The organism is Poseidonocella sedimentorum (genome assembly GCF_900116005.1).
Lineage (GTDB): Bacteria > Pseudomonadota > Alphaproteobacteria > Rhodobacterales > Rhodobacteraceae > Poseidonocella > Poseidonocella sedimentorum.
On sequence record NZ_FOYI01000001.1, the window covers coordinates 198,883 to 220,961 of the forward strand.

A 22,079-nucleotide genomic window follows, 5' to 3' on the forward strand; every position below is an offset into this window, starting at 1 on the left:
GACGGCGGCCCGGAGGTTTCGGGCCGCCGTTTTCATTTCATTCCGCCGGGACGGGGCTCGGCAGGTGCCGCGTCTCGCGCTTTTCGCGCAGCATCAGCATGGCGGGCGTGACCACCAGCGTGAGCACCGTCGCGACCACGAGCCCGCCGGCGATGGCGCTGGACAGCTCCGTCCACCACTGCGTCGAGGGCGCGCCGTGGACGATCTCGCGGGTGAAGAAGTTGAGGTTCAGCGCGAACACCATGGGCATGAGCCCGAGCGCGGTGGTGATCGAGGTCAGGAGCACCGGACGCAGACGCTGAGCCCCTGTGCGCAGCGCGGCTTCGAGCGGCGAGAGGCCGGCGCGCTTGAGGTCGTTGTAGGTGTCGATCAACACGATGTTGTTGTTGACCACGATCCCCGCCAGCGCGATCACCCCGATCCCGCCCATCACAACACCGAAGGGCCGGCCCGTGACGATGAGGCCCAGGAGCACCCCTGCGACCGAGAAGATGATCGCGCTCATCACCACGAGCGCCTGGTAGAAGCTGTTGAATTGCAGCACCAGGATCACGACCATCAGTAGGAGCGCCGAGAGGAAGGCACCGATGAGGAAGGTCATGGCATCGGCCTGATCCGCGGCCTCGCCGCCGAACTCATAGGTGACCCCGTCGGGCAGATCGGCCGCATCGAGCGCCGCGCCGAGGGCGATGATCTGGTCGTTGACCAGAACGTCGGCGGCGACGTTGGCCTCGATGATCACCACCCTGCGCTCATCCTCGCGGCGGATGATGCCGACCCGTTCGGTGGGCGCGAAATCGACGAAGTTCGAGATCGGCACGAGGCCCGCGGTGGTCGGCACGCGCAGGTTGGAGAGCTCGGAGAGCGAGCGGTCTTCCTGCGGGAAGCGCACGCGGATGTCGAGCGCGCCGTCCTTGTCGTCGGGGCGGTAGTCGGCCACGGTGATGCCTTGCGTCAGAAGCTGCACCGCCTGGCCGAGGAGGCTGATGTCGGCGCCGTAGCGCGCGGCTTCCTCGCGGTCCACCAGGATCGAGACCTCGACACCGGGCAGGGGCAGGGTGTTCTCCACATCGGTGAATCCGCCCACCTCGGCCATGGCGTTGAGGATCACCTCGACCGCGGTTTTCTGGTCCTCGGGGTTGTTGCCCTTGATCTTGATGTTGACCGGCTTGCCCGCGCTCGGGCCGCCGCTCTCGGTCTCGACCTGGACTTCGATGCCGGCGATATCGGCCACATCAGCGCGGATCTGGACGCCGATGTCCTCGGCGGTGCGGCGGGTGTCCCATTCGGCGAGATCGAGTTGGATCGTACCGATGGTCTCCTCGTCGCCCTGGCCCGCGCTCATGGTCGAGCGGGCATAGACCGCGTCGATCTCGTCATAATCGAGCAGCCGGTTCTCAACCGCGCGCACCAGCGCGTCGCGCTCCCAGATCGAGAAGTTGTCGCGGGTGCGCACCTGCACCTGCATCGATTCGGGCTCGACAGAGGGAAAGAACGACAGGCCCCGGCCGAACTGGCCATAAAGCGCGAAGGCCCCCATCAGCAGCGCCACCGCCAGCGTCAGCACCGCGCCGGGCCGCAGGATCGCCCATTCCAGCAGGCGCACGTAACCGCCGGTGAAGCCGGGAATGTCGCGCGGATCGCCCGTCTCGGCCGCGGCGAGCGCGGCCTTCTGGCGCGCCGTTTGCGGTTGGCGGCGGCCGATGACGCCCCCCACCACGGGGATGAAGATCAGCGCCATGAAGAGCGAGGCAAAGAGCGTCAGGATCACGGTGATGGGCATGAATTTCATGAACTGGCCCACCATGTCCTCCCAGAAAAGGAGCGGGAAGAAGACCGAGAGCGTCGTCGCCGTGGAGGCGATGATCGGCCAGGCCATGCGCTTGGCGGCCTGGGCGTAGGCCTCCTTGGGGCTGTGGCCCTCCTGCAGCAGACGGTCGGCGAGTTCCACGGTCACGATGGCGCCGTCCACCAGCATCCCGACAACGAGGATGAGCGAGAAAAGCACCACGATGTTCATCGTGTAGCCGAAGAGCCAGAGCGCGGTTACGCCCGCAAGGAAGGCGCCGGGAATCGCAAGGCCCACGAGGATCGCCGAGCGCAGCCCGAGCGCGAAGACGATGACGATCATCACCAGGATGATGGCCGCGATCACGTTGGCCTCCAGGTCCGACAGCAGGGATTTCACGTCCTCGCTCTGGTCCTGCAGGTAGGTGACCTGAAGGCTGTCGGGCCAGTCGGCGCTCATTTCCTCGGTCACGGCGCGGACCTGTTCGACCGTGTCGATGATGTTGGCGCCGGAGCGTTTCGTCACCTCCAGCGCAAGGGCGGGCTGGCCGTTGATGCGCGCAAATCCGGTCGGATCCTCGAAGGCGCGGCGCACGGTGGCGACGTCCTGAAAGGTCACGACCGCATCGCCGCTCACCTTGATCGGCATCGACAACACGTCCTGCAGATCCTCGATCAGGCCAGGGACCTTGAGCACGATCCGCGCGCCGCCGGTCTCGATGGCGCCGGCCGCGATCAGACGGTTGTTGCGGGTGAGCTGGCCGATCACCTCCTCGAAGCTGAGGTTGTAGGTCTGGAAGACGGTGGGGTCGATCAGCACCTCGACGAATTCATCGCGCGCGCCGCCGATGTCGACCTCCAGCACGCCGGGCAGCGCCTCCAGCCGGTCCTGCAGATCCTCGGCGATGGCGTTGAGCGTGCGCTCAGGCACGGGGCCCGCGAGCACGGCGGTGATGATCGGGAAGAGCGCGGTGTTGATCTCGGTGATGGTGAGCTCTGTGGCGTCCTCGGGCAGCTCGCCCTCGACCTTGTCGGCCGCGTCGCGGACCTTGTCGAGCGCCTCATCGATATCGCCGCCGGGGGTGAATTCGAGCTGGACGGAGGCATGGCCTTCGGAGGCGTTGCTCGTCATGGTTTCGAGGTCTTCGATCGCGCCGAATTCGGCCTCCATCGGCTCGATCAGCAGCCGTTCGGCGTCGGAGGGGCTGATGCCGTCGAGCCCGGTCGAGACATAGACCATCGGCAGCGGGATCTCGGGGTTGGCCTCCTTGGGAATCGCGAGATACGAGAGCGCGCCGACGATGAGCATCATGACAAGCGCCATGACCACCACCCGCGCGCGGGAAAAGGCCGCGTCGATGAGGCCGTTCATTCGGAGGCCTCCTCGCGCTGCGCGCGCACCTCTTCGCCGTCGCGGACATAGCCCTGCCCTATGACGATGATCTCGGCCGTGTCGGGGATGCCGGTGACCCAGATCCCGTCGACCTCGGCGCGCACCAGTTCGATCTCGTGGAACCGGACCTTGCCGTCCTCGACCGTCTTGACCCCGGTGACCCCGTTGGGATCGAGCGAGACCAACGAGGGCGAGATGAAATGCGCCTCGCGCGTGCCGGTCGGGATGCGGATCTCGGCGGAGATGCCCGCGGGGATCGCGCCGTCGTCATTGGGGACCTCGATCTCGGCGAGGAAGGTCCGCGTGGCGGCGGCGGCGGAGGTGCCGACGAATGTCACTTCGCCGGTCTCGGTCTCGCCGGTGATGAAGCTGACTTGCGCCTGCTGGCCGTTCTTGATGCGATTGAGCGCCTGTTGCGGGACCTGCAGCGCGACGGTGAGCGGCTTGTGGTCGACGATACGGCCGATCTCGGTGCCGGCGGCGATATATTCGCCGGGATCGAGCGACAGGGTCTCGATCCGGCCGGCGAAGGGCGCGGTGATGGCGGTGTCCTCGACCGATTGCTCGGCGGCGATGAGGTCGGCCTCGGCGGCGGCGAGGGCGGCGCGCGCGGCGGTCAGCCGGTCTTGCGTGGCGACGCCCCGTTCGAGCAGCGCGGTGGCATTGTCGAACTCGCGCTGCGCCTGGTCGCGCGCCTCGCGGGCGCGGCGCAGGTTGGCCTCCACCTGATCGGTGGTGAGCCGCGCGATGAGTTGGCCCTCGGTCACGTCCGTGCCCTTGTCGACCAGAAGCTCGGCGACCTCGCCGGAGGCTTCGGCGCGGATCGCGGTGTCGCGGTCGGCCTCGGCCTGACCTTCGGCATTGAAATAGAGCGTCACCTCTTCGGCGCGGGAAATGCGCGTCGTCACAGGCTGGGCCTCGATCGCGGGCCGCTCGGGGTTGGCCTCGGTCTCGGTCGGCAAGATGAACCCGCTGCCCATCCAGGCCACGATCGCGATCAGCAGCGTCGTGGCCAGAACGAGCGGGCGGCGCGCGCCGGGATCGTCTTCGAACTGGAGCCGGTCGGCCCCGGCATGTGCGCTCTTGTCGGTGGTGCTCTCACTCGTCATGACGGGTCTCCAAACCAGATCTGGGGGGCGCGGGTGCGCAGGGCCCCGGCGGTATTCTGAACATGTTGTTGCGGCAGCGGGGGCAGGGCGCTCATTGCGGCTCCTCCCGGATTTCATCGGGCCGGACCGGGTCGCCCCCGGCGCGGGCCTGTGTTTCGTTGATTGTCTCGCGGGTCTCTGCGGGGCACGCGTCCGGGCACTCGGGTGCACCATCCACGGCGCGGCCAAGCAGGGCGCGCAGGGTCTGTTTGTCTTCGGGGCCGAGCGGGCCGATCAGCGCGCCGAGCGAGTCCGCCAGCACGCGCCGGTGCATCTTGACCGCATCGCGGCCCGCGCGGGTCAGCGACATCAGGCTCACCCGGGCATCCGAGGGCGCGGGCTTCCGCGTCACCAGATCGGCTCTTTCCAGCGCCTTCACGTCGCGCGTGATCTGTGATTTGTCGCGCATCAAGGTCTCCGAAAGCTCCTTGAGCGAGAGCGTGCCCTCCTCGTCGAGCGTGATCAGCACCTGCGCGCCCGCAGGCCCGATTGCCGCGAGGTTGCAGCGCAGCAGCCGACCGCGCAGCTCGCCGTGCAGGCGGCGCAGAAATCGGTGCAGCAGGACGGCGAGATGGGTGTCGGACATGAAATTCGGAGCTTTCCGCGCAGGGCTTTGTAGTGAAGCCCCTTAGCTAGGAATTTAATTGACACTGTCAACTAGTTTGCCGCGCAATTTCGGAGCCAAAGCGCCTTTGCGCGTCTAAATCGCAGAGTTTGGTGACCAAATGATGACCATTTGCCCCTTTATCGCGCCCGGGATGCGCTGCGGCGATGGCGGCTTTGCACCAGCGTCAGGGCAGCATCGGCGGGCCAGCAGGGCGTCAGCCGGTGAAAAGATCCGCGTACCTGGCGCGGAGCTGCGCCTTCTGGACCTTGCCCATCGCGTTTCGCGGCAAATCATCCACCAAGATCATCTCGCGCGGCATCTTGAACCGGGCAAGTTCAGCCCGCGCGGCCGCGGTGATCGCGTCGATCTGCGGCGTGGCCCCCGGCTCGGGCACGAGAAGCGCCACCACGGTTTCGCCGAAATCGGGATGGGGCACGCCGATCACCGCGCTCTCGCGGATGCCGGGCTGGGCGTCGAGCAGGGTCTCGATCTCCTTGGGATAGATGTTGAGCCCGCCCGAGATGATCAGGTCCTTGGAGCGCCCGACGATGTGCAGATAGCCCGCCTCGTCGATGCGCCCCAGATCGCCCGTCTGGAAAAACCCGTTTTCGCGCAGCTCAGCGGCGGTCTTTTCCGGCATGTTCCAGTAGCCCGCGAAGACGTTGGGCCCGCGCACCTCGATCTGTCCGATCTCTCCCTGCGGCAGGGGCGCGCCGCTCTCGGCCTCGGTGATCGCGACCTCGACGCCGGGCAGGGGCGGGCCCACGGTCCCGGCCCGGCGCGCGCCCTCATAGGGGTTGGAGCTGTTCATCCCGGTTTCGGTCATGCCGTAGCGCTCGAGAATCGCCTGGCCGGTGCGCTGCGCGAAGGCGGCGTGGGTCTCGGCGAGAAGGGGAGCGGAGCCGGAGACAAACAGGCGCATGTGCTCGGTCGCGGCGCGGGTCAGGCGCGGATCATCGAGCATCCGGGTGTAGAAGGTGGGCACGCCCATCATCGTCGTGGCGCGGGGCAGGGCCGCGAAGATCGCGTCGAGATCGAACCGCGGCTGGAAGATCATCGACCCGCCTGCGGCGAGGGTGATGTTGGTGGCGACGAAGAGCCCGTGGGTGTGGAAGATCGGCAACGCGTGGAGCAGCACGTCGTCGGCGGTGAAGCGCCAGGCCTCGACCAGCGTCAGCGCGTTCGTCAGAAGGTTCTCCTGCGTAAGCATCGCCCCCTTGGAGCGGCCGGTGGTGCCCGAGGTATAGAGCAGTGCGGCGAGATCGCTGTATGCGCGCGCGGCGGTTTGGAACCGGGGCGCTTCCTCGGCGGCCTTGGTCATGAGCGAACCTGCGCCGTCTGCGCCGAGGGTCTCCAGCCGGGCGCCCAGCGTGGCGCAGAGGGGCGCCAGCGCGGCCTCGTCACGCGTGTCGCAGACTACAAGGGCCGCGCCGCTATCCTCGATGAAATAGGCCAGCTCTGCGCCGGTATAGGCGGTGTTGAGCGGCAAGAAGACGAGCCCGGCCTGCGCGCAGGCGGCGTAGAGCGCGAGGGCGTCGGGCGACTTGGCCACCTGAACGGCGACCCGGTCCCCCGGGGTCAGGCCGAGACGTGCGGTGAGCCGGGCCAATCGCGCAGCGGTCTGGAGAAAAGCGTCGTACGTCAGGGTCTGGCCGTCCGGCAGATGCAGGAACGGATCGGAGCGGCCAACATGCGCGCCAAAAAGTGTATCGAAGAGCGGGTTGGTCATGGGCGCGGTCCCCCTGTCGAAATCGTGCGAGTCGCCAGAAGCTTTGCCACACGCTGCACGGGGCCGACAAGCGCGGCCCGACCGCCCGGGGCGGTTGCTCTCATCGAGCATGATATGTCGGGTGGTTTAATTGGAGCGGGCGATGAGATTCGAACTCACGACCCTTACCTTGGCAAGGTAATGCTCTACCCCTGAGCTACGCCCGCATCCATTGGGTGAGGCGTCATTTATAAACCTGCGCGATTGGCTGCAAGAGGAAAATTGAGCCGGGGAGAACTTTTCTTCGCGCCAGCCCCGGTCCCGGCCCGCGCGATCAGGTTTCGAGGTGAAACGATCGGCGGGCCCGATCCCACCGCAGGCCCTGATATTGCGCGGCATAGCGCTCGAAGCGGCTGTCGAGATGGCGGGCATTGGCGCGCTGGCTCCACAGATGCAGAGGGATGAGCGTGCGCTCGCCGAAGCCATCGATCATGATCGCATGGCCGGTGGCGGCCTCGTAAACGATATTGTGCGGCGCGAGATCGTTGGCGACGACACCGAGGCGATAGATCTCGGCGACGAAGTGATTGAGACTGCGCAGATGCTCCGCGGTGAACGCGCCGCTCTCGAGCAGATCGCGCATGGTGGGCGCAAGCTGGCCGTCGGGCGCGGTGATCCGCTCGATCGACAGGCCCAGCCCTTCGGTTGTGCGCACCAGGCCCGCGCTCTCGACGATGGGCAGGCGCGGAATGCCGCCCGCCCGCCGGGTCACCTCGTAAACCATGCGCAACTCGCGCAGGTATTCCCATTCATAGGGCGGCTTGGTCAGGCGCTCCCAAAGCCCGCGCCGCGCCTCTTTCTTGCGCGTTCGCGGCATCAACACCTTGATGAGCTGGTTGCGCGCGGTCGGGTGTTCGAAAACAGACCGCTTTCCTCCGCGTCGAAGCACAGGTGCGTGGGACAGGTCGATGATCATCTTTGCTCCGGTTTCGATCTCAAGTCACTGCGCGGGCTATGGGTTCCGCGGCCCCTCGAGCCGGGTCTGCCTGCGCGTGCCGGAGATGGTAGCGCGCGGGTGGGGCCGGGGGAATCGGAATGTGATCAATCACATTCCGGCACGGAAAATGATCGATCATTTTCCGGTCGCCTTGGCTGTTGTGGCGCGACAGTCAGTCGATGAGGCGTTTGGGCAGATCTGACAAATCAGCGATGCCCAGTTGGCCGAGATTGGCGATGAGATCTGCGTGCAGGATATGGGCGAGGTGGGCCGGGCCGCGGGGGCCGAGTGCGCCGAGGGCGTAGTGCCAGGCGCTGCCGAGCATCACGAAATCCGCCCCGAGGGCCAGAGCGCGCAGGATGTCGAGTCCGCCGCTGATGCCGCTGTCGAAGAGCAGGGGCAGCCCGGTCGCCGCGCGGATTGCCGGCAGTACTTCGACTGTGGATGGGGCGGCGTCAAACTGGCGCCCGGCGTGATTGGAGATCCAGATCGCGTCCGCCCCGGCCGCTTCGAGCCGCGGCACGTCGGCGGCCTGCAGCACGCCCTTGACGATGAGCGGGCCGTCCCATTCAGCGCGGAGCGCGTCGAGGTAGCTCGCGTCGGGCGAGGTGCGTAGCATGTAGCCGGCGTGGGAGATGCTGGAGAGCCCGGCGGTCTTGCCGGCGTAGTCGTCGATCAGCGCCATCCGCGGCATGCCGTGGCGCAGCGTTCCAAGGGCCCAGGCCGGGCATGTGGCGATCTGGGCGAGGATCCGCGGGCTCAGGCGCGGCGGCGCGGTCAGGCCCGAGCGGACCTGTCGTTCGCGCCGCGAGGGCACCGGCACATCGACCGTCAGCACCAGCGCGCGGAACCCCGCCGCCTTGGCGCGCGCCAGCATGTCGCGCCGCATGGCTGGATCGGGCGGCGGGTAGATCTGGAACCAGCCGTTGTCGCTCAGGTGCGGCGCGAGATCTTCCGGCCGCCGGGTCGCGACGGTCGAGAGCGCGTAGGGGATCCGGGCCTCCGTCGCGGCCTTGGCCAGAAGCCGCTCCGCATCAGGCCAGATGAGCCCCGACATCCCCACCGGCGCGATGCCGAAGGGCAGGGCGAAGCGCTGGCCCAGCAGGGTGGTCGAGAGGTCGGGCACCGTCTCGCCGTGGAGAATCGATGGCATGAAGCGCACGTCGTCGAGATGCTGGCGATTGCGGGCGCGGGTGCGTTCCTGCCCGGTTGCGCTGTCGAGGTATTCCCAGACGAAATGCGGGATGCGCCGGCGCGCCTTTGCGCGCAGGTCTTCAAGGCCGGGGTAAAGGGAGTCGAGATCCATGCGGCGCACATTCATATGACGTCCCGGCGATGTCCAGATGGGATCGGCGCGCGGCGTCGCGTCTGGACAGCGGCGGTCGCCGGAGAGATACTCCGGCCATGAGTCTCCCACCCGGATTTATTGACGAGCTGCGCAATCGCCTGAGCATGACCCAGGTCGTGGGCCGCAAGGTCATGTGGGATACGCGCAAATCCAACCAGGCCAAGGGCGACATGTGGGCCCCGTGCCCCTTCCACCAGGAAAAGACCGCGTCCTTTCACGTCGACGACCGCAAGGGATTCTACAATTGCTTCGGCTGCGGCGCGAAGGGCGATGTGTTCAAGTTCGTGCAGGAGACGGAAAACGCGAGCTTCATGGAGGCGGTCGAGATCCTCGCCCGCGAGGCCGGGATGCAGATGCCCGCACGCGATCCCAAGGCCCAGGAAAAGGCCGACCGGGCGACCCAGCTCGCCGACGTGATGGAAGAGGCGGTGAAGTTCTTCCGGCTCCAGCTCCGGACTGGCGCGGCCTCCGCGGCGCGGGCCTATCTCGACAAGCGCGGCATGGCGGCCGAGACGCAAGGCACATTCGAGATCGGCTATGCCCCCGCCGGCTGGCAGGGGCTCTTTGACCACCTGACGGCCAAGGGGATCGCGCCGCAGATGATGCTCGATGCGGGGCTCGTACGCGAGGGCAAGCAGGGCAACCGGCCCTATGATGTCTTCCGCGACCGGATCATCTTCCCGATCCGCGATCCGCGCGGGCGCTGCATCGCCTTTGGCGGCCGGGCGATGGACCCGGATGACAACGCCAAATACCTCAACTCCCCCGCGACCCAGCTCTTCGACAAGTCGCGCACGCTTTACAACCACGGGCCGGCCCGTGCGGCGGCGGGGCGGGGCGCGCCGCTGATCGTTGCCGAGGGCTACATGGATGTGATCGCGCTCTCGGAGGCGGGGTTCGAGGGGGCCGTCGCGCCGCTGGGCACGGCGGTGACGCCGCAGCATCTGGACCTGTTGTGGCGCATCGCGCCCGAGCCGATCATCGCGCTCGATGGGGATACGGCGGGCCTGCGCGCGGCCTACAAGGTGATCGACATTGCGCTGCCGCTGCTGGCCGCGGGCCGTGCGCTGCGCTTTGCGCTGATGCCCGATGGCATGGACCCGGACGATCTGATCCGCGCCAAGGGGCCGGAGGCGGTGCAGGGCGCGCTCGATGCGGCCGCGCCGCTGCTCTCGCTGCTCTGGCGGCGCGAGACGGAGGGGCGCGTCTTCGACAGCCCGGAACGCAAGGCCGCGCTCGACAAGTCCCTGCGCCAGGCGGTCTCGGCGATTCAGGACCCAGTGCTCAAAGGCCACTACGAGCGCGAAGTAAAGGACCTGCTCTGGCAGCTCTTCCGCAAACGCCCCGAGCGCGGCGCCTCCATGAACCGGCCGGGCGGGCAGAAACGCGGCGGGGCCTTCAAGACACAACCCATCGCGCCGCGCGCCACCACCCGCGCCTCGCTGCTCGCGCGGGGCGACGAGGGCGCGCAAGACCGGCTGCGCGAAACCGTGATCCTCGCCACGCTGATTGCCACGCCCCAGGTGATCGAGGAATTCGAGGATCGGCTGGAGCGATTGCGCTTTTCGGAGCCGTCTCTTGCGCGCACGCGCGATGCGATCCTGCGCGCCGCAAACGCCGGTGCGGGGCAGGGAGCGGAGGCCTTCCGGGAGACTTTGATGCAAAATCTCGGGGCCGAGGCGCTTGAAAACCTGCTCACGGCTGACCATGTGGCGATCGTGCCCGCGGTACGCCACCCGGGAAATGCGGAGTTTGCCCGATTGACGCTGGAAGAAGAGCTTACCAAGCTCGATGCTCATCGCGGCCTCGCCGCAGAGATTGCCGAGGCCTGCGAGGACCTCAGCGGCGCGGCGGATGAATCTGTGACATGGCGTCTGGGACAGGCCTCCGCCGCCGTGCTCAGCGCCACGCGCAGCCAGCAAGGGGACAGCACCGAGCACGACATCGCCGACAATGGCCTGCCGATTCGGCGCGACGAACGCGGCAAGCTGGATGACCTGCTGGCGCGAATCAGTCAGGGCCGGAGCGGCCCGACAGGGGAAAAATGACCTCAGACTGAGAATTAATACAGAAAACACCCACTACCGGGTTTTCGAATCGCTCCAAGACGCTAAATGATTCGAAATCGCCGAATCACTTGCGCCCGACCTCGGGCGCGACAACCGACCGCGATACGAGCGCCACAGCACTTCGGCCCGCCCGAGGTCGCCCATCCATCCGCCGCGAGGAGCATTGCATGGCCCCCAAAGATACCGACGACAGCAAGCAAGGATCGGGTGAGGACGACGTCTCTCTCGACATGAGCCAAGCCGCCGTGAAGAAGATGATCTCGGAGGCGCGGGAAAAGGGCTACATCACCTACGACCAGCTCAACCAGGTTCTGCCGCCGGATCAGGTCAACTCCGAACAGATCGAAGACGTGATGTCGATGCTCTCGGAAATGGGCATCAACATCATCGAGGATGAAGAGGTCGAGGAGGAGGAGCAGAAGTCCACCGCAGTCGTCGAGGCCAACCGTGGCGGCGACGTGGCGCTGTCCTCCGGCCAATCCGAAAAGCTCGACCGGACCGATGATCCTGTGCGCATGTACCTGCGCGAGATGGGCTCGGTGGAACTGCTGTCGCGCGAGGGCGAGATCGCCATCGCGAAACGCATCGAGGCAGGGCGCAACACCATGATCGCGGGGCTCTGCGAGAGCCCGCTGACCTTTCAGGCGATCACGATCTGGCGTGACGAACTTCTCGACGAAGATATCCTGCTGCGTGACGTGATCGATCTTGAGACCACCTTCGGCAACCAGCTGGGCGAAGAGGGCGACGAAGAGCCGGCCGTGGCCGCGCCCTTGACGGAAGAGAACGCCAAGAAGGAAGAGGGCCAGGAGCTCGACGCCGATGGCAACCCGCTCCAGACCGAGGATGACGAGGACGAGGACGATCAGGCCAACCTCTCGCTCGCCGCGATGGAAGCGGCGCTCAAGCCGCGCGTGTTGGAGACGCTCGACCGGATCGCCGAGGATTTCTCCCGCCTGTCGGAAATGCAGGACAGCCGGATTTCCGCCACCATCAACGAGGATGGGACGTTCTCCGAAACGCAGGAAGCGGAATACCAGAACCTGCGCAGCGAAATCGTCGAGCTTGTCAACGAGCTGCACCTGCACAACGGCCGCATCGAGGCCCTGATCGACCAGCTCTACGGCATCAACCGCCGCGTGATGCAGATCGACAGCGCCATGGTCAAACTCGCCGACCAGGCGCGCATCAACCGCCGTGAATTCGTGGACGAATACCGCGGCTACGAACTCGATCCCGGCTGGCTCGACCGCATGGCCGAGAAACCGGGTCGCGGCTGGCAGATGTTCGCTGAACGCCACACCGACAAGGCGCTGGAACTGCGCGCGGACATGGCGCAAGTCGGCCAATACGTCGGCCTCGACATCTCCGAATTCCGCCGCATCGTGGGCCAGGTCCAGAAGGGCGAAAAAGAGGCGCGGCAGGCCAAGAAGGAAATGGTCGAAGCCAACCTGCGACTGGTGATCTCGATCGCCAAGAAATACACCAACCGTGGGCTGCAATTCCTTGATCTCATTCAGGAAGGCAATATCGGCCTGATGAAGGCGGTGGACAAGTTCGAATACCGCCGCGGCTACAAGTTCTCCACCTACGCGACCTGGTGGATCCGCCAGGCGATCACGCGGAGCATCGCGGACCAGGCGCGGACGATCCGCATCCCGGTGCACATGATCGAGACGATCAACAAACTGGTGCGCACGGGCCGCCAGATGCTGCACGAGATCGGCCGCGAGCCCACCCCGGAAGAACTGGCCGCCAAGCTGCAAATGCCGCTGGAGAAGGTCCGCAAGGTGATGAAAATCGCCAAGGAGCCGATCTCTCTGGAGACACCTATCGGTGATGAGGAAGACAGCCAGCTTGGCGATTTCATCGAGGACAAGAACGCAATCCTGCCGCTCGACTCGGCGATTCAGGAGAACCTGAAGGAAACCACAACCCGCGTCCTCTCATCCCTCACCCCGCGCGAAGAACGCGTGCTGCGCATGCGCTTCGGGATCGGCATGAACACCGACCACACGCTGGAAGAAGTGGGCCAACAATTCTCTGTCACCCGCGAACGCATCCGGCAAATCGAAGCCAAAGCGCTGCGGAAACTGAAGCACCCGAGCAGGTCGCGCAAGCTTCGCAGTTTCCTCGACCAATAACCCGGGTCTAGTGATCAAACGGAAGCGCGCGGGCAAGCCCGCGCGCTACGCCTTTGAGTTGCGCCGCCTTCGGCGTCGCGCTGGCGCCCGTGGCAAACGCTGTTGCCCTTGTGCTATCGGAATGGCATTTGGCGACAAACGAGAGCGCTCAAAACCGAGTGCCAAGGCAAACGCCACGCCCCCGCTTCTTCTCTTTAAAAATACTTCCGCCGGAGGCAAGCCGGCATCGCCGGCTTCCCCTCCTCGCCAACCTGTTGATTCGGGCCGGCCAGGGCACCACAGTCCAAACGACAGATTGTGACCTTAAAAGGGCAACCCGGCGTATACATTCGTATGCCTACCCTCTGTTTCCGAAAAGAAACTTGCACAAGATTGTCGCAGTTCGCATTGTGGGCTTCCCGAAGTGTACAATAGCCTAAATGGTCGGTTTAACCGCCGCGCTTGCTATGCTCTATGCGCATCGGTGTCTTGTGGGCGAGCCCTGCATGCAACAAGCCGCGTCAAGCGGCGCAACCTCGTTCTGACGCAAGGGGGACGGACATTTGAAGATCGGAACACCGAAAGAGGTGCTCGAAGGGGAGGCACGCGTCGCGATGACGCCTGACTCGGCGCTTCAGCTTCAGAAACTCGGATATGACTGCATCATTGAGAGCGGCGCGGGTGTGGCGGCGGGATTTGCTGACGCCGACTATGAAGCCGCCGGGGTTGCCGTGGCCAAAACCGCCGCGGCGCTGTGGAAGGACGCGGACATCATCGCAAAGGTGCGCCCGCCGACCGACACGGAGGTCAAGCGCCTCAACGGCGACAAGACCCTGATTTCCTTCTTCTATCCCGCGTCCAACGAGGCGCTGATGGAGGCCGCTTCCCAAAAGGGTGCCTCGGTCATCGCGATGGACATGGTCCCGCGGATCTCGCGCGCGCAGAAGATGGATGCGCTCTCGTCCATGGCCAATATCGCGGGCTACCGCGCGGTCATCGAGGCGGGCAACAACTTCGGCCGCTTCTTCACCGGGCAGATCACCGCCGCGGGCAAGGTCCCGCCGGCAAAGGTGCTCGTGGTCGGGGCCGGTGTGGCCGGGCTTGCCGCGATCGGAACCTCGACATCGCTCGGCGCGATCACCTATGCCTTCGACGTGCGGCCCGAAGTGGCCGAACAGGTCGAATCCATGGGCGCCCAATTCGTTTACCTCGACTTCGAGGAAGAGCAGGCGGATGGATCATCGAGCGGCGGCTATGCCTCCGTGTCCAGCCCGGAATTCCGCGAAGCACAGCTCGCCAAGTTCCGCGAACTAGCGCCCGAGGTCGACATCGTCATCACCACAGCGCTCATCCCCAACCGCGAGGCGCCCGAGCTCTGGACCGAAGACATGGTCAAGGCCATGAAACCGGGCTCGGTCATCATCGATCTCGCGGCCGAGCGGGGCGGCAACTGCAAGCTCACGGTGAAGGACGAGAAGATCGTCACGGAAAACGGCGTGACCATCGTTGGCTACACCGATTTCCCGAGCCGCATGGCGACGCAATCCTCGACGCTCTATGCGACCAACATCCGCCACCTGATGACGGATCTGACGCCGGAAAAAGACGGTGTCGCGGTGCATGACATGGAGGATGACGTGATCCGCGGCGCGACCATCGCGCACAAGAGCGAGATCACCTTCCCGCCGCCGCCGCCAAAGGTGCAGGCCATCGCCGCCGCGCCCAAGAAGGAGGCGCCCAAGGAGCTCACGCCCGAGGAAAAACGCGCAGCAGAAGTGGCCGCCTTCAAGGCCCAGACCAAGCAACAGGTCACGCTGCTCACCGTGGGCGCGGTGCTTTTGCTCGCGGTCGGCCTCGTGGCCCCTGCAAGCTTCATGCAGCACTTCATCGTCTTCGTCCTCGCGGTCTTCGTGGGCTTCCAGGTCATCTGGAACGTCTCGCACAGCCTGCACACCCCGCTCATGGCGGTAACGAACGCGATCTCCTCGATCATCATTCTGGGCGCGCTGATGCAAATCGGTTCGGGCTCATTTCTGGTGATTCTTCTCGCCGCGCTTTCGGTCTTCATGGCCGGGATCAATATCTTCGGCGGCTTCCTCGTGACCCGGCGCATGCTCGCCATGTTCCAGAAATCGTAAGGGGGCGCAGATCATGGAATTCGGTTTTACCACAGCGGCTTATGTCGTTTCAGCGGTGCTCTTCATCCTGTCACTCGGGGGGCTCTCGGGGCAGGAAAGCGCCAAGCGCGCGGTCTGGTACGGCATCGTCGGGATGGCCATCGCGGTCGTCGCGACGCTGATCGGCCCGGGCTCGGGGCTTTGGCTCTTGTCGCTCATCCTCATCGCAGGCGGGGGGGCGATCGGCTACATGCTCGCCTCGCGCGTCGAGATGACCCAGATGCCGGAACTGGTCGCGGGGATGCACGCGCTTGTCGGCCTTGCGGCTGTCTTCGTGGGCTTCATCGCACACGTCGAGCTGGGCCGTGTCCTCGCCATGGACGCGGCGGAGAAGCAGGCGCTTGAAGGTTTTGCGGCGCTTCTCGCCAAGAAAGAAGCGGTCGAGGTCAACATCTTGCGCGTCGAAGCGGCGCTCGGGATCTGGATCGGCGCGGTGACCTTCACCGGTTCGGTCATCGCCTATGGCAAGCTGTCGGGCCGCGTCGGCTCTGCGGCGACCAAGCTGCCGGGCGGGCATCTTCTCAACGCGGGCGCGGCGATCCTGTCGCTGATCTGCCTGATCTGGTACCTCGGCTCCGGCGCCTTCCTGCCGCTGCTGATCCTGACCATCGCGGCGCTCTTCATCGGGTATCACCTGATCATGGGCATCGGCGGGGCCGACATGCCGGTGGTTGTCTCGATGCTCAACTCCTATTCGGGCTGGGCCGCGGCGGCGATCGGCTTCTCGCTGGGCAACGATCTGCTGATCGTGGTCGGCGCGCTGGTGGGCTCCTCGGGGGCGATCCTGAGCTACATCATGTGCAAGGCGATGAACCGCAGCTTCGTGTCGGTGATCCTCGGCGGCTTCGGCGGCACGAGCGGCCCTGCGATGGCGGTTGAAGGCGAGCAGATCGCGATCGATGCCGATGGCGTCGCGACCGCGCTTGATGAGGCCGACAGCGTCATCATCGTGCCCGGCTACGGCATGGCGGTGGCGCAGGCGCAGCAATCGGTCTCCGAACTGACCAAGCGGCTGCGGGGCAAGGGCAAGAACGTGCGTTTCGCGATTCACCCCGTTGCGGGCCGTCTGCCCGGGCACATGAACGTGCTGCTGGCGGAGGCCAAGGTGCCCTATGACATCGTGATGGAAATGGACGAGATCAACGACGATTTCCCCGATACGGACGTGGTGATCGTGATCGGCTCCAATGACATCGTGAACCCGGCCGCGCAGGATGATCCCAATTCGCCCATCGCCGGGATGCCGGTGCTGGAAGTGTGGAAAGCCAAGCAGGTCTTCGTCTCCAAACGGGGACAGGGCACGGGCTATTCGGGCATCGAGAACCCACTTTTCTTCAAAGAGAACACGCGGATGTTCTACGGGGATGCCAAGAAGTCGCTCGACGAACTTCTGACCCGCATCAACTGAGACGCGCGGGCGGCGGGGTATGCCCCGCCGCATGAGGCAAAGAAAAAAACGGCCCGCCGGTTGGCGGGCCGCTTTTCGTTGGCGGCGGGCCCTGGGGACTGGCGCGCACCGCCTGCTTGCTTTGGAAGCCGGGAGCAGCGTCCCGGGAAGAGCGCGGCCTAGCGGCCGAATTCATAGGCGAGGCGGAGCCCGCCCCAGTGCCGCCCGCGCACCATGATCGGGGCGGAGAGGTCCTTCATCATCTTGAAATTGCCGCCGCCCATATCGCGGCGATAGACCTGAAGCAGGAAGGGTGCTTCGGAGCGGCCGGCCTTGAGCCCGACACGGTCATTGAAGATGCGGCGGTTGCGGCTCTTGGCGGCGTTTTCCACCGGGTCGTTGCCCTGAGGCTGCGAGAACTGCTTGTTGTGCGTGGGCAGGTAGCCGTTTCGATCCACCGCAGCGCAGAAGACGATCCGCCGATCCGCGGCCAGTGCGGCTTCTAGGATCGGGGGCAGGAGCTTGTCGGTGAGGCTGGTGAAGGGGGTCATCACCTGCTCGGGATCGGTGCCGGGAATCGCGCGGTAGTCGGTCGAGAAGAGCTGGCCGGAGGAGATGACCCCACGCTCCAGCGCCTCTTCGAAACGCGCGCCGATCTGGGCCGCGTCCTGTTTCACCCGGGTGATGAAGCGGTCGTCGGAACTGCCGCCGCCGGCGGCCACGCCGCGCTGGAGGATCGTTTCACCCTGATCGATGAGCTTGTGCGTCCGGTCGCGGGCGGCGCTGATGCTCTGGGTGATCGCGCGGCTCGCGTGGTGCATCTCTTCGAAGGCCGGCAGGAACCCCTCGACAGCACCGCGGACGCTCTCGGCCTCATCGCCGATTTCGCGGGCGCGGGTCTCGGTGTCCTTGGCGGCGCTTGCGATCGTGCCGAGCGTTTCCTGCACCTGACCGGAGGACGTCTGGACGAGCGCGGCTTCGCCGCCTGCGTGGTCGGCTTCCTTGCGGAACCCGGCGATCCACTCGGCCAACCGGTCGATGCTCTCGCGGATCCCCGAGGCGGAGGTGGCGGTGCGGTTCGACAGCTCGTTGATCTCTTCGGCCACGACGGCAAAGCCGCGCCCGGCCTCGCCCGCGCGGGCGGCTTCGATCTTGGCGTTGATGGCGAGGATGTTGACTTGCGTTGCGATGCCGGAGATCTGGGCGGTGCTGCTTTGAACATCGGCCAGCGCATCGCTCACCTCGCCCATCTTGCCCGCAAGGGTCTGGACAAAAGCGCTCACCTCGCCAATGCGCTCGCTGTCGGCGGCGAGCCCGTCAAGCGAGCCGCTGACCTTGGCGTCCATCTCACCGGCGGTCTCGATCACCCGGTCGATCGCCGCGGAGACGCGCTTGTTGCTCTCGGCCAGGGTACGCGCGCCGCTATAGACGCCATCAAGCGCGGCTTGCTGCGCCTTGGAGCGCGCGTCCACGTCGTCGAGAAACCCCGCCAGATCGACGATCTCATAGCCCAGAGAAGCACTGGTCTCGACGATGGAAGTCAGATTCCGGTCCGGCGTCGGCCGGGTATTGAGGTCTTGCAGGGCGGTCATCAGGGATCCTTGCGCTTGATCTGGCATCCGTCGGGTTCGGGCCAAAAAGTCAGACAAGGTTGAAGATCGCGTTAAATCAGGCTGTGCTTTGCCGGGCCATGTCGAGCGCTTCGGTGATCGCATCGAGCGTGAGCAGGATGGAGGCGTGGCGGTTCTTGTAGGCGCGTGCAGGCAGCAGGACCTCAAGCCCGTCGAAGGGCGCCGCGGGGGGCGGGCCGCCGGACTTCAGCATCGCTTCCAGCGCATCGCGGGCCGCGCGGATCTGGGCCTCCGTCGCGCCGACCACCGCCTCGCCCACCACCGAGGCCGATGCCTGACCGAGCGCGCAGGCCTTCACGTCCTGGGCGTAGTCGGTCACGACGCCATCTTCGAATTTGACATCGACCGTCACGGTGGAGCCGCAGAGCGGCGAGCGCTTGCGGGCCCGGGCCGTCGGGGCGTCGAGCTGGCCCAGACGGGGGATATCGGCCGCGAGCGCGAGGATGCGCGAAGAATAGAGCTTGATCAGATCGCTGTCGGACATGGCTTTCTCTTTGCGGCCCCTTGATTTAGATAGGCGAGGCCTCCGGCAATGCAAAGGAGAAACCCCGTGCCCTTCGATCCCTCCCGACTAAAGTATGATGCTCAGGGCCTTATTCCGGCGATCGCGCAGGATGCGGCGGGGGGCGAGGTGCTGATGATGGCCTGGATGAATGCCGAGGCCGTGGCGCGGACGCTCAAGACGGGCCGCGTCACCTACTGGTCGCGCTCGCGGGCCGATTTCTGGGTGAAGGGCGAGACGAGCGGGCATGTGCAGGAGCTGGTCGAGCTGCGCGTCGATTGCGACAGCGATTGCCTTCTGGTCCTCGTCAACCAGACCGGCCCCGCCTGTCACACCAATCGCCGGAGCTGCTTCTACACCGCCGTGCAGGACGGCGAAGAGGTCGAGATCATGGCGCCGATGAGCTGATTTCCGGCAGCATTGCCCGGAGATCTGCGGGGCCAAGCCCCTCGGCGCGATAGGTTGCGATGGCGCGGGCGTCGTCGCGTTTGGCGAGCCGCTTTCCTGTCTCGTCCCGGATCAGCGCGTGGTGATGATAGACCGGAGTCGGCAGGCCGAGCAGATGTTGCAGCAGCACATGGATGCGGGTCGCCTCGAAGAGGTCTTCGCCGCGGGTCACATGGCTCACGCCCTGAGCCGCATCATCCACCACGACGCCGAGGTGATAGGACGCGCCCATGTCCCGCCGCGCGAGCACGATATCGCCGATGCTGGTGATCAGATCCTCCGCGCTGAGCCGGTGGCGCCCGGCGAAACCCGGGCCGATCTCGTCAAACCCCGGATCGCCGGTCAGGCGCGCCGCCGCGCGGGCCATGTCGAGGCGGATCGCGTCGGTCGGGCCTCGCTCCGCCATGGGGCGGGCGCGGCAGGTGCCGGGATAGATCCGGCCGTCTGGGCCAAACTCTGGTGCCCCTTCTTGCGGCGCGCTGGCGGCGGCGTCGATGTCGCGGCGGGTGCAGCGGCAGGGGTAGGTGAGGCCCATCTCGGTGAGGTGGCCCAGGGCGCTGGCGTACTCGGCGGGGTGGTCCGACTGGCGGCGCACCGGGACCGGCCAATCAAGCCCGAGCCAGTGCAGATCATCGAAAATCTGTGCCTCCCAGGCCGGCCGGCTGCGGCTTTGGTCCAGATCGTCGATCCGCACCAGAAACCTGCCCCCGTGACCGGCCGCCAGCCTCTCCGCCACCAGCGCCGCATAGGCATGGCCGAGGTGCAGCGGGCCGGTGGGGGACGGGGCGAAGCGGGTGATCACGCGGGGGCGTGCGCCTGCGCGAGCCACTCGGTCCAGGCCGCCTTGGCGCGGTCGGTGTAGCCCTTGTAGCGCTCCTTGCGGCCCCGCCGCCCGCCGCGCAGCCCGTCGAGCGGACGGAAGAGCCCGAAGTTGACGTTCATCGGCTGAAAGGTCTTGGCCTCGGCCCCGCCGGTGATGTGATGGATGAGCGCGCCCATGGCGCTGTCCTGCGGCACATCGGGAAGCGGCTGGCCGAGGATCTCGGCGGCGGCCATGCGCCCCGCGATCAGGCCCATCGCGGCGCTCTCGACATAGCCTTCCACACCGGTCACCTGACCGGCGAAGCGGATGTTCGGGCGCGAGCGCAGGCGCATCTGGGCGTCCAGCAGGGTGGGCGAGTTGAGGAACGTGTTGCGGTGGATCCCGCCAAGGCGCGCGAAACGGGCATTCTCAAGCCCGGGAATCATTTTGAAAACATCGGTTTGCGCACCATACTTCATCTTGGTCTGAAAGCCCACGATGTTGAAGAGCGTGCCGAGCGCGTTGTCCCGCCGGAGCTGGACGATGGCATGAGCCTTGACGTCGGGTGCGTGCGGGTTGGTGAGGCCCACCGGCTTCATCGGGCCGTGGCGCAGCGTCTCGCGGCCGCGCTCGGCCATGACCTCGATCGGCAGGCAGCCGTCGAAATACCCGGCCGTTTCACCTTCGTGAAACTCGGTCTTCTCGGCCGCGAGCAGCGCGTCGATGAAGGCCTCGTACTGGTCGCGGCCCATCGGGCAGTTGAGATAGGCGCGGCGCTCCTCCTCGGTCTCGCCCTTGTCGTAGCGCGACTGGAACCAGGCCTTCTCCATGTCGATGCTGTCGGCATGGACGATGGGGGCGATTGCGTCGAAAAACGCCAGCCGATCCTCGCCGGTCTCCGCGGCGATCGCGGCGCCAAGGCTGGCGGAGGTGAGCGGGCCGGTGGCGATGATCCATTGGCCGCTCTGGGGGAGGTGGTCGATCTCGCCGGGCTCGACACGGATCCCCGGATGGGCCCGCAGCGCCGCGGTCACGGCCTCGGCAAACGCCTCGCGGTCCACGGCAAGCGCGCCGCCGGCGGGCAGGCGGTGCCGGTCGGCCATGGCCATGATGAGCCCGTCGGCCGCGCGCATTTCCCAATGCAGCAGGCCCACAGCGTTTTGCTCGTCATCGTCGGAGCGGAAGGAGTTGGAGCAGACCATCTCGGCGAGGTTGCCGGTCTGGTGGGCGAAGGTGCCGGTCTGGGGGCGCATCTCGTGGATGACCACGGGCACGCCGGCATTGGCGGCCTGCCACGCGGCCTCGGACCCGGCCATGCCACCGCCGATGATATGAAGCTCTTGTGTCATGTGCCGCCATGTAGGGGGTTTGGCGCGTGCTGTCACGGGGGAAACCGCCGAAACGCGGGGTTGCATGGCGCGCGCGGGCTTGCCACGGTCAGCCGCGACGAGGGGGGAGGCGCACATGCCGCTGAAGATGGATATTCCGGCGCTTGAGGCGTTTCTCAAGGCTCAATTCCCGCAGGTGGCGGAGACGTTTCGCATCGAGGCGGTGGCCGAGGTGGGGCTGACCTTGCGGCTTCTGACCGATGAGCGTCACCTGCGCCCGGGTGGGACCGTTTCGGGCCCGGCGATGTTCGCGCTGGCCGATGTCGGCGTCTATCTCGCGATACTCGCGAGCGTGGGGCCGGAGGCGCTGGCCGTGACCACCAATGCCTCGATCGATTTTCTGCGCAAACCGCGCGCGGGGGCCGATCTGCTGGCGCAGGTGCGGCTTTTGAAGCTCGGGCGGGTGCTCGCGGTGGGGGAGGCCTTGATCACCTCGGAGGGCGACGACGCGCCCGTGGCGCGGGCCTCGCTCACCTATTCGCGTCCGCCGCAGTGAGCCCTCCCGTATACCGCGGCGCACCGACAAGCCTTGGTATCCAAAGGATTATTCCTGTACAGCCGCCC

At 66.2% G+C, this 22,079-nt stretch carries 16 protein-coding genes and 1 tRNA gene; 6 read left to right on the forward strand and 11 right to left on the reverse strand.

The window, feature by feature from the left end; translation table 11 throughout:
- Nucleotides 1-37 precede the first annotated feature (37 nt).
- The 7 genes from BM353_RS01000 to BM353_RS01030 form a co-directional block, all read right to left on the reverse strand.
- Complete coding sequence (locus BM353_RS01000; protein ID WP_092075719.1) at nucleotides 38-3,160, reverse strand: efflux RND transporter permease subunit; 3,123 nt, start codon at nucleotides 3,158-3,160, stop codon at nucleotides 38-40.
- Nucleotides 3,157-4,290: an efflux RND transporter periplasmic adaptor subunit gene (locus BM353_RS01005; RefSeq protein WP_092075721.1), complete on the reverse strand. Its 1,134-nt coding sequence runs from the start codon at nucleotides 4,288-4,290 to the stop codon at nucleotides 3,157-3,159. Before BM353_RS01005 ends, BM353_RS01000 begins: the two co-directional genes overlap by 4 nt.
- A gap of 91 nt (nucleotides 4,291-4,381) precedes the next feature.
- A complete protein-coding gene (locus BM353_RS01010; RefSeq protein ID WP_092075723.1) occupies nucleotides 4,382-4,915 on the reverse strand; it encodes a MarR family winged helix-turn-helix transcriptional regulator in 534 nt (177 codons plus the stop codon).
- 235 nt (nucleotides 4,916-5,150) lie between these two features.
- Entirely contained in the window at nucleotides 5,151-6,665 is a 1,515-nt protein-coding gene (locus BM353_RS01015) for a malonate--CoA ligase (RefSeq protein ID WP_092075725.1), read from the reverse strand.
- A gap of 131 nt (nucleotides 6,666-6,796) precedes the next feature.
- Nucleotides 6,797-6,871, reverse strand: a tRNA-Gly gene (locus BM353_RS01020).
- A gap of 107 nt (nucleotides 6,872-6,978) precedes the next feature.
- Nucleotides 6,979-7,620, reverse strand: coding sequence for a YrbL family protein (locus BM353_RS01025; RefSeq protein ID WP_092075727.1), 642 nt, complete (start codon nucleotides 7,618-7,620; stop codon nucleotides 6,979-6,981).
- A gap of 193 nt (nucleotides 7,621-7,813) precedes the next feature.
- Nucleotides 7,814-8,947 (reverse strand): alpha-hydroxy acid oxidase, encoded by a 1,134-nt coding sequence (locus BM353_RS01030; RefSeq protein WP_177220414.1) that lies wholly within the window; start codon nucleotides 8,945-8,947, stop codon nucleotides 7,814-7,816.
- Between the two features lie 98 nt (nucleotides 8,948-9,045).
- Here BM353_RS01030 and dnaG point away from each other — a divergent pair, with 98 nt between their 5' ends.
- From dnaG to BM353_RS01050, 4 genes are all read left to right on the forward strand, one after another.
- On the forward strand, nucleotides 9,046-11,037 hold the full coding sequence (gene dnaG / locus BM353_RS01035; protein WP_092075729.1) for a DNA primase: 1,992 nt from the start codon (nucleotides 9,046-9,048) through the stop codon (nucleotides 11,035-11,037).
- A 188-nt stretch (nucleotides 11,038-11,225) separates the two neighbouring features.
- Complete coding sequence (gene rpoD / locus BM353_RS01040) at nucleotides 11,226-13,202, forward strand: RNA polymerase sigma factor RpoD (RefSeq protein WP_092075731.1); 1,977 nt, start codon at nucleotides 11,226-11,228, stop codon at nucleotides 13,200-13,202.
- 542 nt (nucleotides 13,203-13,744) lie between these two features.
- Nucleotides 13,745-15,319 (forward strand): Re/Si-specific NAD(P)(+) transhydrogenase subunit alpha, encoded by a 1,575-nt coding sequence (locus BM353_RS01045; protein ID WP_092075733.1) that lies wholly within the window; start codon nucleotides 13,745-13,747, stop codon nucleotides 15,317-15,319.
- A gap of 13 nt (nucleotides 15,320-15,332) precedes the next feature.
- Complete coding sequence (locus BM353_RS01050; protein ID WP_092075735.1) at nucleotides 15,333-16,766, forward strand: NAD(P)(+) transhydrogenase (Re/Si-specific) subunit beta; 1,434 nt, start codon at nucleotides 15,333-15,335, stop codon at nucleotides 16,764-16,766.
- A 158-nt stretch (nucleotides 16,767-16,924) separates the two neighbouring features.
- On the opposite strand, the gene BM353_RS01055 is transcribed toward BM353_RS01050, so the two are convergent.
- Both BM353_RS01055 and BM353_RS01060 read right to left on the reverse strand, forming a co-directional pair.
- Nucleotides 16,925-18,337: a methyl-accepting chemotaxis protein gene (locus BM353_RS01055; RefSeq protein ID WP_177220415.1), complete on the reverse strand. Its 1,413-nt coding sequence runs from the start codon at nucleotides 18,335-18,337 to the stop codon at nucleotides 16,925-16,927.
- Nucleotides 18,338-18,413: 76 nt separating this feature from the next.
- Nucleotides 18,414-18,860 carry an iron-sulfur cluster assembly scaffold protein gene (locus BM353_RS01060; protein WP_092075739.1) on the reverse strand — a complete coding sequence of 149 codons (447 nt, stop codon included), beginning with the start codon at nucleotides 18,858-18,860 and terminating at the stop codon, nucleotides 18,414-18,416.
- Between the two features lie 66 nt (nucleotides 18,861-18,926).
- Here BM353_RS01060 and hisI point away from each other — a divergent pair, with 66 nt between their 5' ends.
- Nucleotides 18,927-19,286, forward strand: coding sequence for a phosphoribosyl-AMP cyclohydrolase (gene hisI / locus BM353_RS01065; RefSeq protein WP_092075741.1), 360 nt, complete (start codon nucleotides 18,927-18,929; stop codon nucleotides 19,284-19,286).
- On the opposite strand, the gene gluQRS is transcribed toward hisI, so the two are convergent.
- Nucleotides 19,267-20,127, reverse strand: a complete 861-nt coding sequence (gene gluQRS, locus BM353_RS01070; protein WP_092075743.1) for a tRNA glutamyl-Q(34) synthetase GluQRS — start codon at nucleotides 20,125-20,127, stop codon at nucleotides 19,267-19,269. The genes hisI and gluQRS overlap by 20 nt on opposite strands.
- Nucleotides 20,124-21,476, reverse strand: coding sequence for a methylenetetrahydrofolate--tRNA-(uracil(54)-C(5))-methyltransferase (FADH(2)-oxidizing) TrmFO (gene trmFO, locus BM353_RS01075; RefSeq protein ID WP_092075745.1), 1,353 nt, complete (start codon nucleotides 21,474-21,476; stop codon nucleotides 20,124-20,126). The genes gluQRS and trmFO overlap by 4 nt, the downstream gene beginning before the upstream one ends.
- Nucleotides 21,477-21,591: 115 nt before the next feature.
- On the opposite strand from trmFO, the gene BM353_RS01080 reads away from it, so the two are divergent.
- The gene (locus BM353_RS01080; RefSeq protein ID WP_092075747.1) at nucleotides 21,592-22,011 is read left to right on the forward strand and encodes a PaaI family thioesterase; all 420 of its coding nucleotides are present in this window, start codon (nucleotides 21,592-21,594) and stop codon (nucleotides 22,009-22,011) included.
- The last annotated feature ends 68 nt before the right edge of the window (nucleotides 22,012-22,079 follow it).